This is a genomic window from Tumebacillus algifaecis (genome assembly GCF_002243515.1).
GTDB classification, from domain to species: Bacteria; Bacillota; Bacilli; order Tumebacillales; family Tumebacillaceae; genus Tumebacillus_A; species Tumebacillus_A algifaecis.
The window spans coordinates 1773268-1798119 of sequence record NZ_CP022657.1 but is presented as its reverse complement, the minus strand read 5'-3'; the positions used below and the strand labels follow the sequence as shown (position 1 = coordinate 1798119).

Sequence of the window (24852 nt, the reverse complement as noted above, 5' to 3'; positions counted from 1 at the left end):
AGGCAACCCGTTTCGTCCCTACGCTTTTGGACGATACTAAGCCGAAGCGCTGTGGACGGGGAGGGGGACAACTATGAGTATCTATTACTATTCGTTTCGAATTGGCGAGCTGTATGAGGCGATCGGATCGAATGACCGATTGCTGCTGAAAAAGGCGCAGCTTTTACTGCACCGCAACACCGACCTCTACACGGTCGTGCAAGCGATCTTACGGGACGGCCTGCTCTATCATGAAGCGTTTGGCGACGAGCAGTATAACGATGCCCTCACCAAGGTCGTACAGGTGTTGCCGTCCTATCAAAATCTATTTGATGACAAAGACTATCAGATCGACTACCATGACGTGTGGCGCAAACTGCCGAAAAAAAGTTTGCTGCGCGAATACTGGAACTACTTCACGCACGGACGCTATCTGTTCGATCACCCGATCCAACCGAAAACAGGGCTTCGCTACGGCTATCTTTTGCAAGATGAACTGCCTCAATTTTTACACTTGATCGAGCAGGATGGCCTGCCGCTGCCGTGGTATTTTTTTCAACAAACCGTCCCCACGATCCAACAAACGCTGGAGGCAGGCGACGATTTGTTCGTGTCGATCACGATCCGCGGTCGGCGCTACCGCTTGCTGCGGCCCAAACACTAGTCCTTTTGAGGACCAAACACTAGTCCTTTTGAGGACCAAACACTAGTCCTTTTGAGGAATCGAACAGGCATCGGTGCATTCGGGTAGGTCATTACCAAACCACTTCGAGAGGCGAAAACGGTTGCGAGCGACCAGCGAATACATTTGCTCGCTCAACCAGCCCAATGGCGGCACATGATAGAGCCAGACGACCAAACGCAGCCCTCGGTGGAGTTTTAAGATCCGCACCATCGCCGCCGCCCCGCCATAAAGGCGACCGTCGGCCAGTACGTGCATCTGCGCCTTGCAGCGCAGTTCGTTCAGTTCAGGGTGAATCTGTTCCGGCGATAAGATACGAAAATCGACGGGACGCACCCGATCACCAAACCTTCCTTGAATCTTCTTTATCGAAGCGCGGCAAATCGCGCAATGTCCATCATAAATGACGTGAAGTGGCTGAAGTTCTTTCATGCCTCTCCCCTCCTTCTACCTCTATCATACGCCAAAAAGGCCGAAACCGCATTCGGCTTCGACCTTTCCGTCCCCCGTATCGATACGTCTCCCACCCGCTCGACCGCTAGCAGCAGCTCGGATCGATGACTTCCATCTTCAGACACTCGATTTTACCGTGCTTCAACTCGATGTCTCCAATTTTCAGACAATCGTTTTTCATTTTCTCGATGCACAGATGTTCAAAACACACTTCATCGAGGTACAACGTATCGCAGTTCCCTGCGAGCATCTCGCGAAGTTTGCAGCGTGCCTCTTCATCTAGTACCAATGCAATTTTCAGCTTCTTGATCTTCGTTTTACAAGACATGTTTATTCCTGCTCCTCTCATCATCGCGCTTGCTCTGAGCGTCTAATTTCGTTGCCCACCACAATGTACGCCGGTTAAGCGTAGGCGGTCACCCGCTCCCAAGCCCAAATTTTGCGGAAAGGCTCGCCTCTGGTAAAATAGAACATGTTTTATCGATCAAGAAAGACGGTGTCATTCCTATGCATTTCGAAAAGAACGGACCATGGTTGGAGATGCGCGTCACCAAAAAACAGGAGGGATGGACGGTCGGCTCACTGTTGCAGGGAACGGCCGGACTTCCGCAAAACGTGATCTTGGAACTGCAGCGCACCAAGGCGATATTGCTTGGTAAGGAGTTTGCGACGCAGGAGACGATCGTCCATGCGGGAGATCGCGTGCGCTGTGTCATGTTTCCCGAAGAAGCGTTTGAGTTCGAGCCCTCGCTGGACATGCTCGACGTGCTGTATGAGGATGACCACCTGCTCATCTTGAACAAGGCGGCCGGGATGAAAGTACACCCCAATGCGGCGAATGAAAGCGATACGTTGCTCAATGCCCTCGCCTTTCATTACCAAATGCAGGGTTTAGCCACGCGGTGCCGAGTGTTGCATCGGTTAGATCAGGAGACGTCCGGGGCGATCTTGTTCCCCAAGCATGCAATCGCTCACAAGCTGCTCGATGCCATGCTTAACGAGCGTAGCATTTCGCGCGAATACCATGCGCTGACCCATGGAGTAGTTACAACCAACAAAGGGCTGATCGATCAGCCGATCGGACGCGACCGCAATCACCCGACACGTCGTCGAGTATCGAAGACGGGCAAGCCCGCCCAAACCGAATATGCGGTGCTCCGGCGTTTCCCTGACACTACCTTGCTCAAGGCGAGCTTGCACACTGGGCGAACCCATCAGATCCGCGTCCATTTTTCATGGCTTGGCCATCCGCTGCTCGGGGACACCTTGTATGGTGGAACGAACGAGCGAATATGCAGGCAAGCGCTGCATGCCCGCTTTTTGCGATTCCTCCATCCGATCACAGGCGAGCCGTTGGAGATCGAAGCTCCGTATCCTGACGATTTCGCACAATTGTTGAAGAGTCTGGAGTCACAGCTGTGATAAGATGATGGATGAGGTGACAGTTACGGTATGAAGAAAAAACTATTGATTCTGCTCTTCCTTTCCTTGATTCCGGTGTTTTTCGTCCCGTTTGGTTATCGGAACACCGGGACGCTCGAAAATTTACCAGCTTCGTATACGACCGTGAAAGTGGCGCTCGTCAATCCGGGAACGATCCTGCTGCTCGGTGCCATCGTCACGCTCGTCATGCAGACCCGCCGCTCGATGTGGTGGGCCATGATCGTGACGTTCCTCTATTCGTACCTCGGGCTCGGCTTGATCTGGGGTGGATTTGCTGGACCGTTCGAAGCTGGCTTGCTCAACTATGCCGCCGTTTTTGCAGTCTACGGTTTTGTTGGCGCACTGTTCGTGTTCATCTTCCTGACCATTTTCAAAAAGTTGCTGGAAGTGAACAGAAATCCGGAAAAATTCAAAAAAGACTGGAAAAAGCCATAGTAAGCACTTGATGAAGCGACTCTATTTAAGGAGTCGTTTCTCTTTTTTTCAAGCCTAGCTTGCAGTTGACAGAATTTCTAATATGAATTATACTTTATTACATAAATACACTAATTACCATAGGAAAGGAGGTAATTCGTAATGGAACAGAACTTTGATCTCGATGTGCAAGTGTTGCAAGCAAACCTCAAAGTAATCGGACCCATGACAGCAGTTGGTTCTTGCGCATTCGTGTGCTACCCGGATGCTGTTGTAAAATAAGTAACAACAAAGCGACTCTATTTTAGAAGTCGTTTTTTTATCAAGACTGGTTTACAGCCGAGTCACTGGAAAGGAGGTAATTTGTAATGGAACAGAACTTTGATCTTGATGTGCAAGTGGTGCAAGCAAACGTTAAAGTAATCGGACCCCGTACAGCAGTTGGTTCTTGCGCATTCGTGTGCTACGCGGATGCTGAAAATAAGTAACAATAAAAGCGACTCTATTTTCGGAGTCGCTTTTTGATCAAGACTAGTTTGCAGCTGGTTCACTGGAAAGGAGGGTATTCATAATGGAAAAGATCTTTGATCTTGATGTACAGGTGTTGGAAGTAACCACCGAAGCAATCGCAGGACACATGACAGCAGTTGGTTCTTGCGCATTCGTGTGCTACCCGGAAGATCTCTTGAAATAAGTAACAAAAAAGCGACTCTATTTTAGGAGTCGCTTTTTTTCAAAACTAGCTTACAGCTAATTCACTGGAAAGGAGGGTATTCATAATGGAAAAGATCTTTGATCTTGATGTACAGGTGTTGGAAGTAACCACCGAAGCAATCGCAGCACGTACAGCAGTTGGTTCTTGCGCATTCGTGTGCTACCCGGAAGATCTCTTGAAATAAGTAACAAAAAAGCGACTCTATTTTAGGAGTCGCTTTTTTTCAAAACTAGCTTACAGCTAATTCACTGGAAAGGAGGGTATTCATAATGGAAAAGATCTTTGATCTTGATGTACAGGTGTTGGAAGTAACCACCGAAGCAATCGCAGCACGTACAGCAGTTGGTTCTTGCGCATTCGTGTGCGACATGGATGATTTGATCACTAGGTAACAAAAAGAAGAGACTCCATTTCAGGAGTCGCTTTTTTCAAGACTCGTTTACAGCTGATTCACTGGAAAGGAGGGTAATCATAATGGAAAAGATCTTTGATCTTGATGTACAAGTGTTGGAAGTAACCACCGAAGCAATCGCAGCCCGTACAGCAGTTGGTTCTTGCGCATTCGTCTGCGACATTGGATGAATACTAAGTAACAAAAAGAAGCGGCTCTATTTTACGAGTCGCTTCTTTTTTATCAAACCTAGCTTATATTTGACAAAAACACTAATGTGAATTATACTTTATTATATAAATATACTAATTACCACAGGAAAGGAGGGAATTCATCATGGAAGAGATCTTCGATCTTGACGTCCAAGTATTGCAAACTTCTGCTCTTGCACCGATCGTTACTACATCTTCATCAAGAGCTGATTCCTGCGGTTTCGCGTGTACCCTGGTTTAAGAAACAAGAAAGCGGCTCCTTTAGGAGTCGCTTTTTCCTTTTCGAAAGATGACATGCTCCAGCAGCAAACAGACGATCAGCCCAACCAACAGGCCGTTGGCGACGATGTTGCGCAACCACGGTGCCAGCGAGCCTAAACTGTCCGGCGGAAGAAACATCATACCGACACCGACCATGATCGAAATTCCGATCACGAGCAGGTTGCGGTTGTTTCCTTCCACCCCCATCAGGTCGCGCACACCAAAGCCGATCATCTGACAAAATGGGACAGATCTTTGATCTTGATGTACAAGTGTTGCATGTGACCACCTAAGCAATCACAGCCCGTACAGCAGTTGGTTCTTGCGCATTCATCTGCCACCTGGATGAATACTAAGTAACAAAAAGAAGCGGCTCTATTTTACTAGTCGATTCTTTTTTATAAAACAAATATTTCATTTGACAAAAATTCTACTATGAATTATACTTTATTATATAAAATTACTAATTACCTAGGAAAGGAGGGTATTCTTAATGGAAGAGATCTTCGATCTTGATGTGCAAGTATTGCAAACTGATGCTCCTTCACTGATCCGTACTTCAACAAACGGTGATTCTTGCGGATTCGTGTGTACCCTGATTTAAGTAACAAAAAAGCGGCTCCCCTAGGAGTCGCTTTTTCCTTTTCGAAAGATGGCATGCTCCAGTAGCAAGCAGACGATCAGCCCAACCAACAGGCCGTTGGCGACGATGTTGCGCAGCCACGGTGCCAGCGAGCTTAAACTGTCCGGCGGCAGAAACATCACACCGACACCGACCATGATCGAAATTCCGATCACGAGCAGGTTGCGGTTGTTTCCTTCCACCCCCATCAGGTCGCGCACACCAAAACCGATCATCTGACAAAACGGTGTAAACAGCGCAGCATAGGCCACTTCGTATGGCAACGTTGCGAAAAATTGCCCCACGATCGGAAACAGTCCACTCGCCGCGACCAACACAGCACCGAGCACAAAGGGCATGCGTGCCCGCAGTCCTGTGGTCATCATAAATCCGGCCGACACCGAGAGCGGCACCAGTCCAACAATCGAAAACGGGCCCGACATCAACGAACTGACCCCATTGCCAAACACACCTCTGCGATAGGTTGCCGCATCCGGTTCAATGCCCAGCGTGTTGCCGATCACAACGATGGACGCAATCACATTGGAAATCAAGACCACCCCGGTCAGCACCGAAGTCAGCACCACGCCAAAATCCCACACTGGCTCCCCCCATGCGAAGAACTCCGGAAATGCAAACCACGACGCTCCAGCATCGGCCAACGCTTCTTTCTCACCAAAGCCGATCAGCGTAAACAAAATCCAGCCTAGCATGATCCCGAGTAACGGCCCCATGCTGCGCAGAATCCCTTTGGCTTTTAGTGAGATCGTCAGTACAGTGACGATGACCAGCAAGGAGAGCAATGCCAAACGCCAATCGATCTGACCAAACCGAGACACGCCGAGCATCCCTTTAAAGAAAGGGCCGCTTAGCGAGAGACAGAGCAGCACGAGATAGACACCTGTGACAATCGGTGTAAACAGCTCCCGCACCCTGCCTATGATCGGAAGCAGGCTCAAGATGATGAGCACCACCCCAGAGACCATCAAACCCATCTCCAATTGTTGCAGGACCAGACCCTTTTCACCTGGCACTGCCATTGCGCCCATGATCAAAAAGAGCGCCCACCACATACCAGCCGACCCTTCGATCAGTGGCAAGCGATGGCCGACAAAGATTTGAATCAATGTCGCGATCCCCGTCGCCAACAGCATCCTTTGAACGAATGACGAGATATCTGCCGCTGGCAGATCAAAGGCGGCACCTACGACGATCGGCACGGCGATCGTATTCGCTAAGAAAAATACCATCCACTGCAAACTTTGCAGCCACATCAGAGCCCCGCGAGGCTGTTGCATAGCTGTTGATTCTCTGGTGCTCAATTGGTTCCCTCCTCGTTAGGAAAAAAGCACGCCACCTGTTCAGCAAAGTGAACAGGCGGCGCGATCGTTCTTTACAATTGCTTCATCGACTCGCGAGACGCTTCCAGCGTGCGGTCGATATCTTCATCCGAATGAACCAGCGACAGGAAACCTGCCTCCAGTTGCGAAGGCGCAAGATAGACGCCGCGCTTGAGCATTTCATGGAAATATTTGGCATAGCGATCCAAGTTGCATTGTTTCGCCGTGTCGTAATCGACAACCTGTTGCTCAGAGAAGAACGTGCCCATCATTCCGCCAACATAGCTGCCGGTCACAGGAATGCCGAGCTCTTGCCCCGTCGCGAGGAAGCCTTCGACGAGACGCTTACCCATCGACTCCAGACGCTGATAGGCGCCCGGTTCGCCAAGCTTTTTCAGCGTCACCAAGCCTGCGATCATCGCCAGCGGGTTGCCGGACAATGTGCCCGCTTGATAGATCGGACCTGCCGGAGCTATCATCTCCATAATTTCACGCTTCCCGCCGTACGCGCCGACCGGAAGGCCGCCACCGATCACTTTGCCGAGCGTGGTCAGGTCAGGCTCGATGTTGTACAACGCCTGCACACCGCCATACGCAGCACGAAAACCGGTCATCACTTCGTCAAAGATCAGCAAAGCACCATATTGCGTGGTGATCGCACGTACCGCTTCCAGATAACCTGCTTGCGGCAACACACAGCCCATATTGCCTGCGATCGGTTCCAAGATCACAGCTGCGATGTCATCCCCGTATTTTTCGAATGCCAGCTTCAAGCTGTCCACATCGTTAAACGGGACGGTCAGCGTGTTGGACGCGACCGACTCCGGGACGCCAGGCGAGTCGGGCAGTGCGAGCGTCGCCACGCCGGAGCCCGCTTTGATCAACAGAGAGTCAGCATGGCCGTGGTAACAGCCCTCAAACTTGACGATCTTGTTGCGCTTGGTGTAACCGCGTGCCAGACGCAGCGCCGACATGGTCGCTTCCGTGCCGGAGTTTACCATGCGCACCACTTCGATCGAGGGCACGATTTCGGTGACCAGTTGCGCCATCTCCGTCTCCAACTCGGTCGGTGCGCCAAACGACGTGCCTTTTGTCGCCATCTCCTGCACCGCCTTGATGACGTCCGGGTGAGCGTGACCCAGGATCAACGGCCCCCAGGACAGGCAGTAATCGATGTATTCATTTCCGTCGATGTCCACCATTTTCGAGCCAGCACCGCGCTCGATGAACACCGGATCACCTTTAACACCGCGAAAGGCGCGAACTGGGGAGTTCACACCGCCCGGGATGATCTTTTTTGCTTCTGCAAATGCTGCTTGGGAACGTTCATAGCCTTTATGCATCGGGACACCTCCGGGGATCAATAGCCTTCTTTCAGATAACCTGCAATGTCTTTGGAAAAATAGGTCAGAATCAGGTCTGCCCCGGCGCGCTTAAAGCCGGTCATCGTCTCCATCACCAGCGCGCGCTCGTCGATCCAGCCGTTTTGTGCAGCCGCTTTGACCATCGCATATTCGGCCGACACGTTGTAGGCCACAATTGGCAGGTCCCAGCGGTCACGCAGTTGACGGATCACATCCATGTACGAAAGCGCCGGCTTGACCATCAGCATGTCTGCACCTTCCCGCACATCAGATTCAGCCTCGCGCATCGCTTCCCGCGAATTGGCCGGGTCCATCTGATAGGTTTTACGGTCGCCAAAGGCCGGAGTGGAGTGCGCTGCTTCGCGAAACGGTCCATAGTAGGCGGACGCATATTTCACCGCATAGGAGATGACCGGAACGTTGAGATACCCGTTTTGATCTAAAGTGTGGCGAATCGCAGCAATGCGCCCATCCATCATGTCGGACGGTGCGACGATGTCTGCACCAGCCTGAGCGTGGGACAGCGCCGTTTTGGCGATCAATTCGAGCGACGGATCGTTGAGGATCTCACCGTTCTCCACGATGCCGCAATGCCCAGCAGGGTTGTACTGGCAGAGGCAGACGTCGGTGGTGATCACAAGGTTCGGGTTCTCTTCTTTGGCCACCCGAATCGCCTTTTGCACGATGCCCTCTTCTGCATAGGCTTGAGAGGAGCATTCATCTTTGTGATCGGGCACGCCAAACAGGATGATCGACGGAATGCCAAGTTCAGACACTTTGTTCACTTCGCGCCGGAAATTGTCGAGCGAGAAATGGAACACGCCCGGCATCGACGGAATTTCGTGTTTGACGTTGTTGCCTTCGACCACGAAGAGCGGATGGATCAGGTCGTTGACCGAAACGTGGTTCTCGCGCACCATCGCCCGAATCCCAGCCGAACTGCGCAAGCGGCGGTGACGTTGAAATTCTAAGTGGTTCATCTGTAAGTCCCCCTACCGACTGGTTGCAAAAAAGCGGCCAAGCGCCTCGACCAGCCCTGGAATCGTATATGTATCGGCCATCACATCGATCGTCAACCCGTGTCCTTCTGCCGTCTGTTTCGTTATCGGTCCAATCGCTGCCAGCACGACGCCAGCGAGCAGTGGCCGAACGTCCTGCCCTTTCAGCGCGGCAAGAAAGTTGTTCACCGTTGAGGACGATGTGAAAGTGACCGCGTGAATCTCCTGATCCTGCAACAACCGAAGCAAAGTCTCGACTTCATCGGTGACGGCAAGCGTCTGATACGCATCGACCTCCGTCACTTCACACCCTTTGGCACGCAGGGCATCGGGCATCATTTTGCGAGCGATGTTGGCCCGTGGAAACAACAGTTTGTCACCAGGCCCCACCTGCTCTTCAAGTGCGCGCAACAGCCCTTCAGCAACAAATTCCTCAGCTGTGACTGCGACTGTCACACCTTGCTTTTCAAGCGCGGCACCCGTTTTGCTACCGACAGCAGCAAAACGGGTGTGTGCATCGGGTCGCAATTCCTGCTTCAATTGTTTCATGCGCGCAAAAAACTTTTCAACACCCGTCACGCTGGTCAGAATGATCCAGTCGTACTCGCCAAGCTTGGTCAGCGCCTTATCGAGCGGCCCCAGGTCCTCCGGCCAGTCGGTGTGGATCACCGGGAACTCGAAGGCGGTGCCTCCCAGTTGCTCGATCATCCGGCTCAACTCGCTCGCCTGACTGCGGGAGCGCGTGACGACGATGCGCTTGCCGTCCAAAGGCTGTGCGATCAATCCACTCACTGCGAGATTTCCTCGCGCACTTTCGCCAAAATCTCGCCAGCCCCTTTTTCGATCAAGCGCTCTGCAACCGCATGACCAAGCGCCATCGGATCGGTGCCAGTCGCCGTTTCTTTGAGCAGGGTCAAGCCGTCGGCTGAGCCAACGATTCCGGTCAGTTTCAACTCGCCGCCTTCTAGCTCTGCAAAAGCGCCGATCGGAATCTGGCAGCCGCCGTTGAGACGTCCGAGCACAGTGCGCTCAGCCGTGACGGTGCGGCGGGTGTTCACATCGTCCAGCACGGACAGAATCTCGCGAATCTCCTCATCTTCCGAACGGCACTGAATCGCCAGCGCCCCTTGTCCTACTGCCGGGATGCACAGTTCGGTCGATAAACGCTCCGAAATTTTCTCCGCCCAGCCCATTCGTTCGAGCCCGGCCGCCGCCAGCACGATCGCATCGAGCTGAAGCTCTTCCAATTTCGCAATGCGGGTGTTGATGTTCCCGCGCACCGAGACGATTTCGATGTCCGGACGGGCATTGAGCAGTTGGGCTGCACGGCGCAAAGACGAAGTCCCCACGCGCGCCCCGATCGGCAGGTCGGCAAATGTGCTGCCGTTTCTGGTGATCACCACATCGCGCGGGTCTTCGCGCTCGGTGATCGCAGCGAGCATCAACCCTTCCGGCATCTCGGTCGGCATGTCTTTGAGCGAATGCACGGCAAAGTCGATCTTCTTTTCATACATCGCCTGCTCGATCTCTTTAATGAACAGCCCTTTGCCGCCCACTTTGGACAGTGTGACATCGAGAATGCGGTCCCCTTTGGTCACGATCTTTTCCATGCCGATCTCAAGACCTGTGTGATGCTCCTGCAACTTGGCCATCACCATTTCGGTCTGGGTCAGCGCCAGCGGACTTTTTCGAGTCCCGACTACAATACGCTTCATCCTCCGCGTCCCCCCATTATGCGTTTCAGCAACTGCTCAGCTTCCAGCTGTCTGCCTTCGCGCAGCAGTTGCAACAGTTCTGAATTGGTCAATCTTCGCAACAGTTCGGTCCGCTGCGCTTCCTCCGGCACTTCTGCCGCGATGCGCCTGCGGGCCTCCGACACCCACTCCACAAACAGCTCAATCCCCGGCCCCCAATACGCTTCCAGATCCTCGCGCAGCTTCTTGGCGACGACCGGTGCAGCTCCCGAAGTCGAAATTCCTACCGTTAGCGACCCGCGCCTGAGCAATGCCGGAACGGTAAAATTGCCGAGTTTCGGGTCGTTGACCACATTGACCAGCCGACCATGCGTCTCCCCTTCTGCGAACACCTGGGCGTTCACCTCTCGCGAAGCGGTTGCAGCGATGATCAGGAAGAACGGAGCAGTATCACCCGCTTGAAACGGACGAGCCTCCCATCTTATTGTACCATTCTCCGCCATTTTCACTAAAGAAGAGGTCGCACGCGGCGCGATCATCGTCACCTCGGCCTCAGAATCGAGCAGCCCGGTGATCTTGCGCTCCGCCACCGGGCCACCTCCGACCACGAGACACCTGCGTCCCGTAAGCTGTATAAAGGCTCCATACATCCGACTCATGCATCTGTCCCCCTACCAGCTGTGAAAGTCGGAAAAATAGGTGCCGACGAATAGGTAGTTGATGATGACAAGTCCGAAGGAGCAGACGTTCCACCATGCCAATTTGCGTCCCGACCAACCGCTCGCGTTGCGCAGGTAGAGCCATGCGACGTATAGCCCCAGCAGAATGACCGAGACGATCGGCTTGGCGTCAAGGATCAAGATCGTGCCAAATTTAACATAGTACCAGTTGACCCCGAGGATCATCCCCACCAAAAGCAATGGGAACCCGACGACGATCAAACGGTACGTAAACGCATCCAATTGGTCGAGTGCAGGCATCCGGCGAAACAGGTTGTTCCAGCGTTTTTCTTTGAGCATTTTCGACTGAATCAAATACATCGTCGAGAAGATGAACGAGATGGAAAAAGCCGCGTAGCTCAAGAAGGAGAGCGTGATATGCAAGACGAGCAGATCCCCTTGCAAGTTTTCCCCGACTCGCGCCGCACCGTCTCTGGTGAAGAGATCGAAAACGACCATCGCAAAACCGATGACATTTGTAAAAAATGCGAATAGATCAATTTTATAAAAATAGTTGATGACAAGCGAAAACGAGATCAACAGCCATGAAAAGAACAAGGTCGTCTCAAAAGATGTCACCAAAGGCACATAGCCTACCTCCGTCATTCTGGTCAAGAAAAACGAAGTTTGCAACCCCCACACAGCCGCCAACAGACCAAACGCGATGCGGTTGAGCGTCCGACGATGTGCGAGAAAATCAAAAAAATACAACACGACGACAGCCGCGTAAATAAAGACCATCAGATCATACATCAACAGACTTTTTGGCATGATGAACACCTCCTTCTTGCCAGCCTGATTCTATGACACCGACCTTCCTGAATTCTTGCTACTAAACGGACAACCAGTCTGCCTCATCGCGAGCCTAAGCGGGAGAGAAGCGAGCGTTTGGCCCCTGACGATGCAGCTTCCTCTTGGCGGGACTGTTCGATCTGCCGGGTTGCCGCCGCGATGACGGTCGTCATCTGCCGCACTTCGCCCTGATTTGTTTTTCGTTGCTCGTTTTGCTCGTCCTCCAGACCGAAGATGCGTGTGAACGCTTCCAGATACAGGTCGGCATCGCGCTCGCCAGCCATTTCTTTGACTTGCTTCATCGGCTCATGGAGGAGCTGGTTGACCATCGCATTGGTCAGTTTGTTGACCGTGTGCACTTCTTTTTCGGAGAGGTTCGGCATTTTGTTGAGCAGATTGTGCATCAGGTTCGCTTGTGCCGCTTGCGCTTTCTCACGCAGCTTATGAATCAACGGAATCGCTTCCTGTTGGTTCATCCACATTTTAAACGTCCCCAGCTCCTCACCGATGATCTCGCCAACCTTTTCTGCTTCCTTTTGGCGCTCTCGCATATTGATTTTGATGACCCCTTCCAGGTCGTCAATATCATAAAGAAACACGTTGTCGATCTTGCTCATCTCCGGGTCCAAATCGCGCGGAACGGCAATATCGATTAAGAACAGCGGTCGGTGACGGCGGTGTTTCATCGTCGCCTGCACATGCTCTTTGGTCACCACATAGCCTTCTGCCCCGGTGGAGGAAACGACGATATCCGCTTCTTTCAACGCTAGATCGAGCGAATTAAGATCGAGCGCCTTTCCTTGGAACTTATCGGCCAGTTCTTTCGCACGGTCATAGGTCCGGTTTACCACCAACACTTTGGTTGCACCGTTTGCGTTCAAATGTTTAGCCGTCAATTCGCTCATCTTACCAGCACCGATGACCAGCACCGTCTTATGATCGAGCGATTCAAAAATTTTCTTAGCAAGCTCAACCGCCGCATACGAAACCGAAACGGCATTCTCCCCGATCTTCGTCTCCGAGTGCGCACGTTTCGCCACCGTGACGGCCCGGCGGAACAAATAGTTAAAAATCGTCCCGGTCGCCTGCTCTTTCTGCGCAAACAGGAAGGCCTGCCGAACTTGTCCCAAAATTTGTGTCTCGCCGAGCACCATCGAATCAAGACCGGAGACGACGCGAAACAGATGGCGCACCGCATCGATTTCTCCATACTGGTACAAGTGCGGCAAAAAAGCTTGGCGCGACACACCTGACATTTCGCTCAAAAAAGAATAAATCTCATCTTGTCCGTTGATCCGTTCTTCCGCCACAGCATACACCTCAGTGCGGTTGCAGGTCGAGACCAACACGACTTCTGAAATTCGGCCGCTTCGCTTCAGACGTGAGATCGCTTCCTCCAGACCTACGGCCGGGAGGGCGAACCGCTCGCGAATCTCGACAGGAGCCGACCGGAAATTCAGCCCCACGACCATGATGTACATTCTCTCTCACTCCCTTATCTATCTCAAAAGCCGCATGCCTTCGTACAATTAGCTCCGTCCACTGCAAACATTTTCATTATATCATAGCGTCCGTACAACTCACGGACGAAATATGACATCTTTTTGACCGCTTCGACATCATAGCCGCCTCATGCACCAAGACAGACGCCCATACATACACTGGCTATCAACTTCATGATCAAGGAGGTCATAGACAGCGATGAAAAAATGGAGTCAGTTTGCTACGCTTGGCATTTTGACGGCCGCGCTCACTTTGACAGCTTGTAGCCCGAACAAAGACAGCTCGAACGAAGCATTACAAACCGTTCGCGTGTCAGAAGTCATTCGCTCGATCTTCTACGCGCCGCAATATGTGGCGATCGAAAAAGGCTACTTCAAAGAAGAAGGGCTCGACATCCAACTGGATACCGCCTGGGGCGGTGACAAAGCGATGACTCGCCTTTTGGCCGACCAAGCGGACATCGCACTGATTGGCGCCGAGACGACCGTCTACGTGCAACAGCAAGGTGCGACCGACCCTGTCGTCAACTTCGCACAGGTCACTCAGCGCGACGGTTCCTTTGTGATCGCCAGAACCAAAATTGACAAGTGGGACTGGTCGATGCTCAAAGGCAAAAGTTTGATCGGTTCGCGCAAAGGCTCGATGCCGGAGATGGTGTCCGAATACGTCCAGAAGAAAAATGGCCTGCAGCCGTTCACCGACGTCAACATCATCCAAAACATCAGCTTCGACAATCAGGCGACCGCCTTCTCGTCTGGAACCGGGGATTTCTTGCAAGCGTTCGAACCAAGCGGGGCGATTTTGGAAAAAGCGGGGCAAGGCCATGTTGTCGCCGCCTTTGGTGAAGATTCTGGCAAACTACCCTATACGGTATACATGACCAAATCCAGCACGATCAAGTCCGCTCCGGCGACCATCCAAAAGTTCACCAACGCCGTTCAAAAAGCACAAAACTTCGTCCACGCTTCCCAGCCTGAGCTGGTCGCCGCGGTCATCGCCCCTTATTTTGAGGGTGTCGCTCCCGAAATTCTGACCGCTGTCGTCAAACGCTACCAAGCGACGGACGGCTGGGCCAAAGACCCGCTGATCGACCAAGAGGAATTTGACAACATGAAAGCGATCATGAAAGACGCGGGCGAATTGAAAGCGGACGTCAAGTACGAAGAGCTGGTCAACACCACTTTCGCAAAAAAAGCGAAGGCAAAATAGGAGCCCGCTCACACAGTAAGAAGTTGTAAAAAAGAGCCTCTTCTATAGAAAGAAGAGGCTATCAAGAAAAGGAGAGGAGAAATATGGGTTTCCCTACTATCTTCTCTGTTTTTCCAAATTTTATACATCCACGGAGGTGAGCAGCAATTGACAGCGATCTCATTTGCGGGGGTGGGTCAGAAATATATCACCGTTGCTGGTGAAACGCTTGCGCTTCGAGGGATCGAGTTTCTAGTCGAGGAAGGCGAACTGATCGGATTGGTCGGTCCGAGCGGCTGCGGCAAGAGCACGATCCTCTCGCTGATCGCAGGACTGCTCTTGCCCACGCAAGGAGAGGTGCGCGTCTTCGCAGAGCTGGTGCATAGTCCCTCCCCCGACGTTGGCTACATGTTACAACAGGACTACTTGCTACCCTGGCGCACGATCCACGACAACATCCTGCTCGGCTTGGAGATTCAAGGCAAAAAGACCAAAGCAAACATGGAGCAGGCGCTCCGTTTGCTCCACGAGATGGGTCTCGCTCATGCGGCCGATCAGCACCCGCACCAACTCTCCGGCGGTATGCGACAGCGCGTGGCGCTCGTGCGGACGCTGACGGCGAACCCACAAGTGATCTTGCTCGACGAGCCGTTTTCGGCGCTCGACTATCAGATCAAATTGCAGCTCGAAGAACTGATCCAAAGCACGCTCAAGGAAAAACGGCTGACTGGAGTCCTCGTCACACACGACTTGGGCGAAGCGATCGCCATGTGCGACCGCGTGTTCGTGATGAGCAAAAATCCGGGCACGATCAAAAGCGTGTATCCGATCCCCGAAGAGATTCGCGATCTTTCCCCGTTTGCAGCGCGGGAACACCCCGAATTCCATGCACTGTTTCGACAAGTCTGGAGGGATTTGCAAGATGCGGACTAACCTCTTGACCCGTGGCGCGAAGACTCCTGACCATGCGGCCTTTCTACGCAAAAAACGGCTGACCTCGATTGTGATCGTCAGCGTCCAACTCTTGATCGCGATCGCCTTACTCCTGTTTTGGGAACTTGGCGCTCGCCAAGGAATGGTCAATGCCTTTCTATTCTCCCAACCATCTAAAGTCTGGACACAGCTCTTGTCCATGCTCAGCGATGGGACGCTTCTCCATCACACGTGGATCACCGTTTGGGAGACGGTCGTCGGCTTCCTGCTCGGCACTGCGGCAGGCACATTGCTCGCCGTCGTCATCTGGGCCTCGCCGCTGCTGGCACGGATTTTCGACCCCTATCTCGTCATCTTTAACTCGATGCCGAAAGTAGCGCTCGGCCCCATTTTTATCGTGGCCTTTGGGCAAGGATTCCTCTCCATCGTGATGATGGCGCTGGCAATCTCCGTGGTAATCACAACGATTGTCGTCTACACCGCGTTTCGAGATGTCGATTCGAACATGATCAAGTTGGTGCGGTCGTTTGGCGGAACGCGCTGGCAGGTGTTTCAAAAGGTCGTCTTTCCAGCGGCACTGCCAACGATTTTGTCCACACTCAAAGTGAATGTCGGACTGTCTTGGGTCGGCGTGATCGTCGGCGAATTTCTCGTCGCTAAGGCTGGGCTTGGCTACCTGATCATCTACGGGTTCCAAGTGTTCAACCTCACCCTCGTCATGCTAGCCTTGTTCGTGATCGTGATCGTCTCGACGATCATGTACCACGCTGTATCCTATTTCGAAAAACGCTCGTTGAAATGGCGCAACTAAAAGCAGGAGGTGCGGCACATGCACCTCCTGCTTTTCACTATTGACGGGGCAAGCCTCCTATGGAAGAATGAGTCTGTATATTTTGAGTATCGAAATTTCTCAAGTCTGGACAACCTGGAGGGTACAACATCGATGAGAAAAAACGTAGCGGCCGACCTCGTGCTGCTCGGGGTAACATTTTCCTGGGGAGCCACCTTTGTCTTGGTCAAAGAAGCGGTGGACAAAATGCCGCCGTTCACCTTCCTAGGCGTGCGTTTTTTGTTTGCCGCCTTGATCTTAGGGCTGATCATGGTGCTGTTTTTCCGTGACACCGTCAAGGGGATGACCAAACAACTGTGGGTGGTGGGCTCTTGGATTGGCTTGCTGCTCTTCGGCGGGTATGCGCTGCAAACGTTTGGTCTGCTCTACACCACGGCGTCCAACGCCGGATTTATCACCGGGCTGTCGGTGGTGATGGTGCCTATTTTTGCCTATTGGTTTCTGCGCCAACGTTTAAAGCGCAATGCCGTAATCGGCGTGATCGTGGCGACGATCGGCTTAGCGTTCCTGTCGCTCACCCAGTTTCAGGTCAACTTGGGCGATCTCCTCGTCTTTTTCTGTGCCATCTGCTATGGGCTACACATTATATGTATCGGCAAATATACAACACGTTTTCATGCGCTTCCATTTGCATTTGTACAGATTTTGTCCTGTGGCTTGTTCAACATGATCGGCGGCTTTTTGTTCGAAGATGTAAGCGCATCATTCAGTGCGGACGTGCTGTTCGATCTCACCGTTTTCTCTGCGCTGTTGATCTGCTCGGTAATCGCCACCGCCTTCGCTTTTGTGGCGCAAAATCAATTCCAGAAATTTACCACACCGACACGCACCGCTTTGATTTTTGCGATGGAGCCAGTATTTGCTGCCTTGACTGGGTATCTGTGGGCGGGGGACCGACTTGGCACCTTGCAGGTGATCGGATGTCTGTGCATCTTAGGTGGCATGCTGATCGCAGAGTTGGGTGGCGGACAGGAAGAAGTAGGACAAAAAGACACCTCTTACGCTTAGGACGTAAGAGGTGTCTTTTTGGGTCGGCCATGTTTTGGTTCTACTTTTGTTTCACAATTGAGATCGCGCCAGTATTGGTGCTCAACGTCACCTGCCCTCCGCCGCTGCCAATCTTTCCTTGCACCGACTTGCTCGGACCGATCCGACGCTCGTTCAGTTGAAACTCGGAGTCGAGAGCACCGACGTTCGTCTTCGCATCGACATTCAGATTCGCTTTCTCCGGCAGTTGCAGAGTCAACGCACCTACGTTGGAGCTGACCTCCACTTCCTTGATCTCCTGACCACCTTTAATCGAGATCGCGCCCGTGTTGTTCTTGACGCTCAACTTTCCTTTAAAGCCGTCGATGTCGATCTTGGCAACGTTTGCTTCTACGCTCAGATCGCTAAGCATCCCGACGGTGGTGATATCGCTAACTTTCGTATTCAGCTCAATCGCCATCGTCGGCGGCACGATCAACTCATAATCGACGCGAAACTGCTTCATCCAAGAGTTGGAGTAGTATTGACTAGCCTGCACATGAAGGATTTCGCCGTCGGTTGTGTTGACATCGATCGCTACCTGCTTGAGCTTCGCTTCTGCCTCAGACTTTGCTTCGTTCGTGTTCAGCTTTTTGATAAATTTCAGCGTTGCTTTGGTAGCCTTGGCGTCAGCAGTCACTTTGATCTGACCTACGTTGTTCTCCAAGCGAATCTTCTTGATGTTGGCCAGTTCGAACGTTTCTTCACCCGTATCGGTAATCAGGTGCCCGTCGTGATAGCCCTCGGCCAACTGTTCCATGCTCCGGCCAAACCGATCCATCTCTTCACCGAACTGCTCCATGTCTTGACCAAGCTGCACCGAGTCTTCGATGTAATGCTGTCCCACATGTGCGGCCAGACCGTCATCGAGATGAAGCAACCTACCCACCGCACCGGTCATCAAGACCAGGCCGAAAACGATCAGCGCATAGCCCCAACTTTTATGCAGTTTCATCTCTGCACCCCTCCGTATTCTTCCGTTTGTCCATATAGACGACGACCTATCACAATACCCTTCACTTTTTCAAAAAAATCTTGCGGGCAACAAAAAACCCCCCGGTGCTCAACCGGAGGGTGCGATGATTTCTTCAACGCCAATGTGCTTGGCGACCAGATCCCAGACTTCTTGTTTGCCAAGTCCGCTGTCAGCCGAAGTGAGAATGATCGGCGTGCCAGGTAGGACATTCAGCGTTTCGCGAATGACCTTGATGTGTTTCTGGTATTGCCCGCGTGCAACTTTGTCTGCTTTCGTGACGATGATCGCATGCGGACGAGCGTAGTGAGCCAAATACTGATACATCTCTACGTCTTCTTTCGAAGGCGCGTGACGTATGTCGATCAGCTGCATGACCAGCTTTAAATTCTCCCGCTGGTCGAGGTACGTACCAATCATCTTGCCCCACTGGGCTTTGACATCCTTTGGCACTTTGGCAAATCCGTAGCCGGGCAAGTCTACTAAGTACATGTCTTCATTGAGCAAGTAATAGTTCAACTGCTGCGTCTTGCCCGGGGTCCCCGAGGTGCGCGCCAATCCACGGCGATGCAACAGCCGATTGATCAACGAAGATTTCCCAACATTGGAGCGACCTGCCAGCGCAATTTCGGGCAGGTCACCTTCCGGATATTGGTGTGGTTTTACAGCGGAAATAATGAATTTTGCTTCCCGAATCATCATTTGTTAGGCACCAACGCTTCTTTCAACACTTCATCCATATGTTCCACGATCACGATCTGCAGCTCTGCACGGACCGTTTCCGGAATGTCTTCAATGTCTTTTTTGTTCTCAAATGGCAGGAGCACTTTCTTGATTCCTGCGCGATGTGCAGCCATGCACTTTTCCTTGACTCCGCCGATCGGCAAAACATGACCGCGCAAAGTGATCTCACCTGTCATCGCCACTTCGCGAGAGACCGGAACACCTGTCATTTGCGAAACGAGCGCCGTGCACATCGAGATACCGGCAGAAGGACCATCTTTAGGGATCGCACCTTCCGGGATGTGCAGGTGGATGTCATTTTTCTCAAGGAAATTCGGATCGACACCAAGCGATTCCGAACGCGAGCGGATGTAGGAGAAGGCTGCTGATGCCGACTCTTTCATCACATCGCCGAGCTGGCCGGTCAAAGTCAGCTTGCCTTTGCCAGGATAGGTGGTCGCTTCGATCGACAGCGTTTCGCCGCCGACTGCTGTCCACGCCAATCCGGTCACAACGCCGATCTGATCCTCTTTTTCGGCCAGGCCATGACGGAATCGAGCACCGCCGAGATAATCTGGCAAGTTCTCTGGCGTGATCGTCACATGTTCCGCTTCCCCCGACACGATCTGTTTCGCAGCTTTACGGCATAGCGAAGCGATCTGACGCTCCAAGCTGCGCACACCAGCCTCACGGGTATAGCCGCGGATCACTCCATAGATCGTGTCATCGGTAATCTCCACCTGCTCAGGAGTCAGTCCGTGATTTTCCAACTGTTTACGCAGCAGGTGATTCTTGACGATGTGCAATTTCTCCACTTCGGTGTAACCGGATAGCGAAATCACTTCCATCCGATCCATCAAAGGCTGGGGAATGTTATGCAACACGTTAGCCGTTGTGATGAACATGACCTTGGATAAGTCGTACGGCATTTCTATGTAATGATCGCTAAACGTGTTGTTTTGCTCCGGGTCGAGCACTTCCAACAGTGCGGAAGACGGATCGCCACGGAAATCGGATGTCATCTTGTCAATCTCGTCGAGCAGGAACAGCGGGTTGTTCTCGCCTGCCGTTTTCATGCCTTGGATCACACGACCTGGCATCGCACCGACATACGTTCTGCGATGGCCGCGGATTTCCGCTTCATCGCGTACGCCGCCAAGCGACATCCGGACAAATTTGCGATTTAAGGCTTTGGCGATCGAGCGTGCCAACGACGTTTTCCCGACACCGGGAGGTCCGGCGAGGCAAAGGATCGGGCCTTTGAGTTTTTTGACCAGCTTTTGCACGGCGAGGTATTCGAGGATGCGCTCTTTGATCTTCTCAAGGCCGTAATGCTCCTCATCGAGAATCTCTTCGGCGCGCAAGATGTCGATATCTTCTTCCCCTTCCTCGGTCCAGGGCAGGGCCAAAATCCAGTCGATATAAGTGCGGATCACGCCGCCTTCTGCAGACGTGGTCGGCATTTTTTCCAGACGGTCGATCTCTTTTTCAACCTTCTCGCGCACTTCTTCAGGCAAGTTCTTCTTGGCTGCCAGCTCGCGCAGCTCTTCTGCTTCGCCGCCGCGGCCTTCTTTGTCGCCCAGTTCTTTCTGGATCGCCTTCATCTGTTCGCGCAGGTAATATTCCTTCTGCGTTTTCTCCATCTGCTTGCGAACGCGCTGGTTGATCTTGCGCTCCAATTCCAGCACTTCACGCTCATCGGAGAGAATTTTCAAAAGCCGCTCCAAACGCTCTTTCACATCGACCGCTTCAAGAATTTCCTGTTTGTCGGTGATCTTGAGCGTCAAGTGCGACGCAATCGCATCGCCCAATCGCCCTGGCTCGTCAATATCGGTAACCGCAGCCAGCGTCTCTTGGGTGATCTTCTTGGAGATCTTGATATATTGTTCAAACTGATGCAGGACTGCACGCATCAGCGCTTCCGTCTCCGGGTCGTTATCGGCCGGCTCCGGCAGCTCCTCCACTTCGACGACATAGCAATCGTCGGTCTCGACATAGCCTGTAACCTTTGCTCGGTTCAAGCCTTCTACGATGACGCGCATCGTGCCGTTGGGCAACTTGAGCATCTGTTTGACCTTCGCTACTGTGCCAACATCGAACAGATCTTCCGGCTCTGGGTCATCAATATGTGTTTCAACCTGCGAGACGAGGAGGATCAGATTTTCGCCAACCATCGCCCGCTCCACAGCTTTGACCGATACATCGCGCCCCACGTCAAAGTGCATGACCATTGTGGGGTAGACGATAAGTCCGCGTAGCGGCAACAAAGGAAGTGTGCGCTTTGTACTGATTCCCATCGTGTTCACCTCCATGACATGAAAAGAAAAAAGAACCTGCTTCTTGCTAGTATGCCAATTGTACCGTATGCCATGTTGTTTGTCTAATCCTGACCATTAAAAAGTAGACCCACTTGTCTAAACATGCAAAAGCGGGGAGTTTATGAATCTCCCCTGCTATGCATGTTGCATCGCTTATGTCATTCCGTTTGACAGGTTAACTGAAGGCACGGTGAGCATATTGGCAGGAGCGCTTGCCGACAGGGCGCTCTTTTCCGGTCCTTCTTCCAGCACCAAAGACAGATCGATCACCTGCTCGATCCGCTCGACAGGAATGATCTCGACACCTTCGAACGTTTTGAAAATATCTTGCCAATTGTCTTTAGGAATCACCACGCGGGTTGCCCCGGCCTGCTTGGCCGCCTCAATCTTGGCAATCACACCGCCGATCGGTTTGACGAAGCCGCGAATCGACACTTCTCCGGTCATCGCTATCCGGTTGTCTACGGCGATGCCTTTGATCGCCGAATAGATCGCCGTCGCCATCGTCACCCCCGCTGATGGGCCGTCGACCGGAATCCCACCTGGGAAATTGACGTGGAGGTCATAGTCGAGCGGATCGACGTCCATCGTGCGGCGCAAGACGGTCATCACGTTTTCAACCGATCCTTTCGCCATCGACTTACGACGGGTGCTGCGTGCACCGCCGTTGGTTTGCTCCTCCTCGACGACTCCAGTGATGTTGATCGTACCTTTTCCCCGTTCGGAGGACTTGGCTGCTGTCACCTCGATCTCCAACAGCATCCCCATGTTCGGCCCGTAGACGGCAAGACCGTTGACAAACCCGATCTGCGGCAGGTCAGGCACCTGCTTTTCTGGGCGCGGTGAGATCTGTGAACAGTTGATCACCCACTCGACATCGGCAGTCAGGATGCTCTTGCGCGATTCTCCAAGCGCGATGCCCGCCGATGTTTGCACCACATTGACCGCTTCTCGGCCATTGGTGGCGTATTTGGCAATCGTTTGCACCGCTCCCTCCTCAATCTCAAACTGAATCTTTTCGGCAGCCGTCTGCACGATCGACATGATCTCATCCGGTTTTAACGCTCGGAAAAAAATTTCCACGCAGCGCGAGCGAATCGCAGGAGGGATTTCATCCGCCGTTCGAGTGGTTGCACCGATCATGCGAAAGTCTGCAGGCAGGCCGTTTTGGAAAATGTCGTGAATATGGCTTGGGATCTGGTTATCTTCCGAAGAGTAATACGCGCTCTCCAGAAACACTTTGCGGTCTTCGAGTACTTTTAACAGCTTATTTAGTTGGATCGGGTGGAGTTCACCGATCTCGTCGATAAACAGCATACCGCCGTGCGCTTTGGTGACAGCGCCCGGTTTGGGCTGCGGAATCCCGGCCATACCCATCGCGCCTGCACCTTGGTAGATCGGGTCATGTACAGAACCGATCAATGGGTCGGCGATGCCCCGCTCATCGAAACGGGCGGTGGTAGCATCCAATTCGATAAACTTGGCTTCTTTTCCAAACGGCGATACCCCGTTTTTCTTCGCTTCGGAAAGCACGAGACGCGCAGCTGCCGTCTTGCCGACGCCAGGCGGTCCGTAGATGATGACATGCTGCGGATTCGGGCCGCAAAGTGCGGCGCGCAATGCTTTGATCCCATCAGCTTGGCCTACGATCTCTTCAAACTTGGCTGGACGCGTTTTCTCCGCGAGCGGTTCGGTCAGTGCGATCGCCCGCATCTTCCGGAGTTTCTCCAGCTCTTTTTTGGACTCGCTCTCGATGGCGGAGCGGTTGTTTTGCTGAGCTTTTAACTGATTCCAAAAATAAAGTCCGATGACGACAGCAAAAAACACTTGCACCAGACTCAGGATCATTGTGAAACTCATCGCTTGCTTACCCCCTCTTCCTGTCACGTTCCATCGCATTGGATTTAGTATGTCCTCAGAAAAGCGAAGTAAAACCTTTGTCCAAATGAAAAAGAACCGACTCCAGATGATGGAATCGGTTCTTTGCATCAGAATGGCCTAGGCCGGTTCTTCCTGTTTGCTTTTGTCGCCTTGGGTGACCAAGGTCGGTGTCTTGCCTTCAGTGATCGCTTCTTGGGTGATCACACATTTCACCACATCGTCACGCGACGGAAGTTCAAACATCACGTCGAGCATCGTCGATTCGATGATCGCGCGCAACCCCCGCGCACCGGTCTTGCGCTTGATCGCTTCTTTGGCGATCTCTTCCAGTGCTTCTTCGGTGAACTCCAAGTCAACGTTATCCATCTGCAAGAGACGGTTGTATTGCTTGACGATCGCGTTCTTCGGCTCAGTCAGAATGCGCTTCAGCGCCTCGATGTCGAGCGGTTCGAGCGCAGTCAATACTGGCAGACGACCGACAAATTCCGGAATCAGCCCGTAACGCTGCAAATCTTCCGGCATCAGTTTGGAAAGAACGAACTCACGCTCATCCTTCTTCTGTCCATCTTGACCAAAACCGATCACCTTCTCACCCATACGGCGCTTGATGATCGACTCCATGCCGTCAAACGCACCGCCGCAGATGAACATGATGTCTTTCGTGTCGATCTGGATAAATTCTTGGTGCGGATGCTTGCGGCCCCCTTGCGGCGGTACGCTTGCTGTCGTGCCTTCCAAGATTTTCAGCAATGCCTGCTGAACACCTTCACCCGAGACGTCACGAGTGATCGACGGGTTCTCCGACTTGCGAGCGATCTTGTCGATCTCGTCGATGTAGATGATGCCCTTCTGAGCTTTTTCCACATCGTAGTCGGCCGCTTGAATCAGGCGGAGCAACACGTTTTCCACGTCTTCACCAACATAACCCGCTTCGGTAAGCGAGGTAGCGTCCGCAATCGCAAACGGAACGTTCAGGATGCGAGCCAGCGTTTGAGCGAGCAGCGTTTTACCGCTCCCGGTCGGACCGATCAGCAGAATGTTCGACTTGGACAGTTCGACCTCTTCGTTCTTCGTTTGCGAATTGATCCGCTTGTAGTGGTTATATACAGCAACCGCGAGCGCTTTTTTCGCCTGATCCTGACCGATGACGTACTGATCGAGGATATTCCGAATCTCACCCGGCTTCGGAATGTCCTTCATCTCAAACTCTTCTTCTTCCCCGAGCTCCTCTTCCACGATCTCGTTGCAGAGCTCAATGCACTCATCACAAATATAAACACCTGGCCCTGCGACCAGTTTACGAACTTGGTCTTGTGTCTTGCCGCAGAACGAACATTTCAGTTGTCCTTTGTCATCATTGAATTTGAACATCATAACC

General features: G+C 52.6%; 27 protein-coding genes. 11 read left to right on the top strand and 16 right to left on the bottom strand.

The window, feature by feature from the left end:
• The first annotated feature begins 73 nt into the window (after positions 1–73).
• Positions 74–643: a hypothetical protein gene (locus CIG75_RS07950; protein WP_094236170.1), complete on the top strand. Its 570-nt coding sequence runs from the start codon at positions 74–76 to the stop codon at positions 641–643.
• Between the two features lie 42 nt (positions 644–685).
• Here CIG75_RS07950 and CIG75_RS07945 read toward each other — a convergent pair whose 3' ends face one another.
• Entirely contained in the window at positions 686–1093 is a 408-nt protein-coding gene (locus CIG75_RS07945) for a thiol-disulfide oxidoreductase DCC family protein (protein ID WP_094236169.1), read from the bottom strand.
• 106 nt (positions 1094–1199) lie between these two features.
• Positions 1200–1442, bottom strand: a complete 243-nt coding sequence (locus CIG75_RS07940; protein WP_094236168.1) for a hypothetical protein — start codon at positions 1440–1442, stop codon at positions 1200–1202.
• A 179-nt stretch (positions 1443–1621) separates the two neighbouring features.
• On the opposite strand from CIG75_RS07940, the gene CIG75_RS07935 reads away from it, so the two are divergent.
• The 6 genes from CIG75_RS07935 (at position 1622) to CIG75_RS21000 (ending at position 4268) form a co-directional block, all read left to right on the top strand.
• Positions 1622–2536: an RluA family pseudouridine synthase gene (locus CIG75_RS07935; protein ID WP_094236167.1), complete on the top strand. Its 915-nt coding sequence runs from the start codon at positions 1622–1624 to the stop codon at positions 2534–2536.
• Positions 2537–2566: 30 nt separating this feature from the next.
• On the top strand, positions 2567–2992 hold the full coding sequence (locus tag CIG75_RS07930) for a hypothetical protein (protein ID WP_094236166.1): 426 nt from the start codon (positions 2567–2569) through the stop codon (positions 2990–2992).
• A 550-nt stretch (positions 2993–3542) separates the two neighbouring features.
• Positions 3543–3665 (top strand): FDLD family class I lanthipeptide, encoded by a 123-nt coding sequence (locus CIG75_RS21015; RefSeq protein ID WP_193791337.1) that lies wholly within the window; start codon positions 3543–3545, stop codon positions 3663–3665.
• A gap of 85 nt (positions 3666–3750) precedes the next feature.
• Positions 3751–3870 carry an FDLD family class I lanthipeptide gene (locus CIG75_RS21010; protein ID WP_193791336.1) on the top strand — a complete coding sequence of 40 codons (120 nt, stop codon included), beginning with the start codon at positions 3751–3753 and terminating at the stop codon, positions 3868–3870.
• Positions 3871–3955: 85 nt separating this feature from the next.
• Positions 3956–4078, top strand: coding sequence for an FDLD family class I lanthipeptide (locus CIG75_RS21005; RefSeq protein WP_193791335.1), 123 nt, complete (start codon positions 3956–3958; stop codon positions 4076–4078).
• Between the two features lie 82 nt (positions 4079–4160).
• A complete protein-coding gene (locus tag CIG75_RS21000; RefSeq protein ID WP_193791334.1) occupies positions 4161–4268 on the top strand; it encodes an FDLD family class I lanthipeptide in 108 nt (35 codons plus the stop codon).
• 282 nt (positions 4269–4550) lie between these two features.
• On the opposite strand, the gene CIG75_RS07925 is transcribed toward CIG75_RS21000, so the two are convergent.
• From CIG75_RS07925 to hemA, 9 genes are all read right to left on the bottom strand, one after another.
• Positions 4551–4847, bottom strand: coding sequence for a purine/pyrimidine permease (locus CIG75_RS07925; RefSeq protein ID WP_265415068.1), 297 nt, complete (start codon positions 4845–4847; stop codon positions 4551–4553).
• Between the two features lie 327 nt (positions 4848–5174).
• Positions 5175–6494: a purine/pyrimidine permease gene (locus tag CIG75_RS07920; protein ID WP_157729447.1), complete on the bottom strand. Its 1320-nt coding sequence runs from the start codon at positions 6492–6494 to the stop codon at positions 5175–5177.
• Between the two features lie 71 nt (positions 6495–6565).
• Positions 6566–7855, bottom strand: coding sequence for a glutamate-1-semialdehyde 2,1-aminomutase (hemL, locus tag CIG75_RS07915; protein WP_094236163.1), 1290 nt, complete (start codon positions 7853–7855; stop codon positions 6566–6568).
• A 17-nt stretch (positions 7856–7872) separates the two neighbouring features.
• A complete protein-coding gene (gene hemB, locus CIG75_RS07910; protein WP_094236162.1) occupies positions 7873–8856 on the bottom strand; it encodes a porphobilinogen synthase in 984 nt (327 codons plus the stop codon).
• A gap of 12 nt (positions 8857–8868) precedes the next feature.
• Positions 8869–9666 (bottom strand): uroporphyrinogen-III synthase, encoded by a 798-nt coding sequence (locus CIG75_RS07905; protein WP_094236161.1) that lies wholly within the window; start codon positions 9664–9666, stop codon positions 8869–8871.
• Positions 9663–10589 carry a hydroxymethylbilane synthase gene (gene hemC, locus CIG75_RS07900; protein ID WP_094236160.1) on the bottom strand — a complete coding sequence of 309 codons (927 nt, stop codon included), beginning with the start codon at positions 10587–10589 and terminating at the stop codon, positions 9663–9665. The genes CIG75_RS07905 and hemC overlap by 4 nt, the downstream gene beginning before the upstream one ends.
• Positions 10586–11227, bottom strand: a complete 642-nt coding sequence (locus CIG75_RS07895; RefSeq protein WP_094236159.1) for a precorrin-2 dehydrogenase/sirohydrochlorin ferrochelatase family protein — start codon at positions 11225–11227, stop codon at positions 10586–10588. Before CIG75_RS07895 ends, hemC begins: the two co-directional genes overlap by 4 nt.
• A 12-nt stretch (positions 11228–11239) precedes the next feature.
• Positions 11240–12058: a cytochrome C assembly family protein gene (locus CIG75_RS07890; RefSeq protein ID WP_094236158.1), complete on the bottom strand. Its 819-nt coding sequence runs from the start codon at positions 12056–12058 to the stop codon at positions 11240–11242.
• A gap of 83 nt (positions 12059–12141) precedes the next feature.
• Positions 12142–13560, bottom strand: a complete 1419-nt coding sequence (hemA, locus tag CIG75_RS07885) for a glutamyl-tRNA reductase (protein WP_094236157.1) — start codon at positions 13558–13560, stop codon at positions 12142–12144.
• 220 nt (positions 13561–13780) lie between these two features.
• Between hemA and CIG75_RS07880 the strand changes: the two genes are divergently transcribed.
• The 4 genes from CIG75_RS07880 to CIG75_RS07865 all read left to right on the top strand — a co-directional run bounded on the left by CIG75_RS07880 (position 13781) and on the right by CIG75_RS07865 (position 17561).
• The gene (locus tag CIG75_RS07880; RefSeq protein WP_094236156.1) at positions 13781–14791 is read left to right on the top strand and encodes an ABC transporter substrate-binding protein; all 1011 of its coding nucleotides are present in this window, start codon (positions 13781–13783) and stop codon (positions 14789–14791) included.
• Positions 14792–14938: 147 nt separating this feature from the next.
• A complete protein-coding gene (locus tag CIG75_RS07875) occupies positions 14939–15703 on the top strand; it encodes an ABC transporter ATP-binding protein (RefSeq protein ID WP_094236155.1) in 765 nt (254 codons plus the stop codon).
• Entirely contained in the window at positions 15693–16514 is an 822-nt protein-coding gene (locus tag CIG75_RS07870) for an ABC transporter permease (RefSeq protein ID WP_094236154.1), read from the top strand. Before CIG75_RS07875 ends, CIG75_RS07870 begins: the two co-directional genes overlap by 11 nt.
• Before the next feature lie 132 nt (positions 16515–16646).
• Positions 16647–17561 (top strand): DMT family transporter, encoded by a 915-nt coding sequence (locus tag CIG75_RS07865; RefSeq protein WP_094236153.1) that lies wholly within the window; start codon positions 16647–16649, stop codon positions 17559–17561.
• 40 nt (positions 17562–17601) lie between these two features.
• On the opposite strand, the gene CIG75_RS07860 is transcribed toward CIG75_RS07865, so the two are convergent.
• The 5 genes from CIG75_RS07860 to clpX form a co-directional block, all read right to left on the bottom strand.
• The gene (locus CIG75_RS07860) at positions 17602–18534 is read right to left on the bottom strand and encodes a DUF4097 family beta strand repeat-containing protein (RefSeq protein ID WP_094236152.1); all 933 of its coding nucleotides are present in this window, start codon (positions 18532–18534) and stop codon (positions 17602–17604) included.
• Between the two features lie 108 nt (positions 18535–18642).
• Positions 18643–19254 (bottom strand): ribosome biogenesis GTP-binding protein YihA/YsxC, encoded by a 612-nt coding sequence (gene yihA / locus CIG75_RS07855; protein WP_094236151.1) that lies wholly within the window; start codon positions 19252–19254, stop codon positions 18643–18645.
• Positions 19251–21572, bottom strand: coding sequence for an endopeptidase La (gene lon, locus CIG75_RS07850; RefSeq protein ID WP_094236150.1), 2322 nt, complete (start codon positions 21570–21572; stop codon positions 19251–19253). The genes yihA and lon overlap by 4 nt, the downstream gene beginning before the upstream one ends.
• A gap of 174 nt (positions 21573–21746) precedes the next feature.
• The gene (gene lonB / locus CIG75_RS07845) at positions 21747–23453 is read right to left on the bottom strand and encodes an ATP-dependent protease LonB (protein ID WP_094236149.1); all 1707 of its coding nucleotides are present in this window, start codon (positions 23451–23453) and stop codon (positions 21747–21749) included.
• 138 nt (positions 23454–23591) lie between these two features.
• Positions 23592–24845 carry an ATP-dependent protease ATP-binding subunit ClpX gene (clpX, locus tag CIG75_RS07840; protein WP_094236148.1) on the bottom strand — a complete coding sequence of 418 codons (1254 nt, stop codon included), beginning with the start codon at positions 24843–24845 and terminating at the stop codon, positions 23592–23594.
• Positions 24846–24852 lie beyond the last annotated feature (7 nt).

Bases quoted from the DNA above. Each gene is read 5' to 3' on its own strand.
- clpX (WP_094236148.1), bottom strand. From the start codon at position 24,845: ATGTTCAAATTCAATGATGACAAAGGACAACTGAAATGTTCGTTCTGC.
- CIG75_RS21005 (WP_193791335.1), top strand. From the start codon at position 3,956: ATGGAAAAGATCTTTGATCTTGATGTACAGGTGTTGGAAGTAACCACC.
- hemC (WP_094236160.1), bottom strand. From the start codon at position 10,589: ATGAAGCGTATTGTAGTCGGGACTCGAAAAAGTCCGCTGGCGCTGACC.
- CIG75_RS07945 (WP_094236169.1), bottom strand. From the start codon at position 1,093: ATGAAAGAACTTCAGCCACTTCACGTCATTTATGATGGACATTGCGCG.
- CIG75_RS07940 (WP_094236168.1), bottom strand. From the start codon at position 1,442: ATGTCTTGTAAAACGAAGATCAAGAAGCTGAAAATTGCATTGGTACTA.
- hemB (WP_094236162.1), bottom strand. From the start codon at position 8,856: ATGAACCACTTAGAATTTCAACGTCACCGCCGCTTGCGCAGTTCGGCT.
- CIG75_RS21010 (WP_193791336.1), top strand. From the start codon at position 3,751: ATGGAAAAGATCTTTGATCTTGATGTACAGGTGTTGGAAGTAACCACC.
- CIG75_RS07870 (WP_094236154.1), top strand. From the start codon at position 15,693: ATGCGGACTAACCTCTTGACCCGTGGCGCGAAGACTCCTGACCATGCG.
- CIG75_RS07935 (WP_094236167.1), top strand. From the start codon at position 1,622: ATGCATTTCGAAAAGAACGGACCATGGTTGGAGATGCGCGTCACCAAA.
- CIG75_RS07950 (WP_094236170.1), top strand. From the start codon at position 74: ATGAGTATCTATTACTATTCGTTTCGAATTGGCGAGCTGTATGAGGCG.
- hemA (WP_094236157.1), bottom strand. From the start codon at position 13,560: ATGTACATCATGGTCGTGGGGCTGAATTTCCGGTCGGCTCCTGTCGAG.
- CIG75_RS07860 (WP_094236152.1), bottom strand. From the start codon at position 18,534: ATGAAACTGCATAAAAGTTGGGGCTATGCGCTGATCGTTTTCGGCCTG.
- CIG75_RS21000 (WP_193791334.1), top strand. From the start codon at position 4,161: ATGGAAAAGATCTTTGATCTTGATGTACAAGTGTTGGAAGTAACCACC.
- CIG75_RS07865 (WP_094236153.1), top strand. From the start codon at position 16,647: ATGAGAAAAAACGTAGCGGCCGACCTCGTGCTGCTCGGGGTAACATTT.
- lonB (WP_094236149.1), bottom strand. From the start codon at position 23,453: ATGAGTTTCACAATGATCCTGAGTCTGGTGCAAGTGTTTTTTGCTGTC.
- CIG75_RS21015 (WP_193791337.1), top strand. From the start codon at position 3,543: ATGGAAAAGATCTTTGATCTTGATGTACAGGTGTTGGAAGTAACCACC.
- hemL (WP_094236163.1), bottom strand. From the start codon at position 7,855: ATGCATAAAGGCTATGAACGTTCCCAAGCAGCATTTGCAGAAGCAAAA.
- CIG75_RS07890 (WP_094236158.1), bottom strand. From the start codon at position 12,058: ATGCCAAAAAGTCTGTTGATGTATGATCTGATGGTCTTTATTTACGCG.
- CIG75_RS07895 (WP_094236159.1), bottom strand. From the start codon at position 11,227: ATGAGTCGGATGTATGGAGCCTTTATACAGCTTACGGGACGCAGGTGT.
- CIG75_RS07880 (WP_094236156.1), top strand. From the start codon at position 13,781: ATGAAAAAATGGAGTCAGTTTGCTACGCTTGGCATTTTGACGGCCGCG.
- yihA (WP_094236151.1), bottom strand. From the start codon at position 19,254: ATGATGATTCGGGAAGCAAAATTCATTATTTCCGCTGTAAAACCACAC.
- CIG75_RS07930 (WP_094236166.1), top strand. From the start codon at position 2,567: ATGAAGAAAAAACTATTGATTCTGCTCTTCCTTTCCTTGATTCCGGTG.
- lon (WP_094236150.1), bottom strand. From the start codon at position 21,572: ATGGGAATCAGTACAAAGCGCACACTTCCTTTGTTGCCGCTACGCGGA.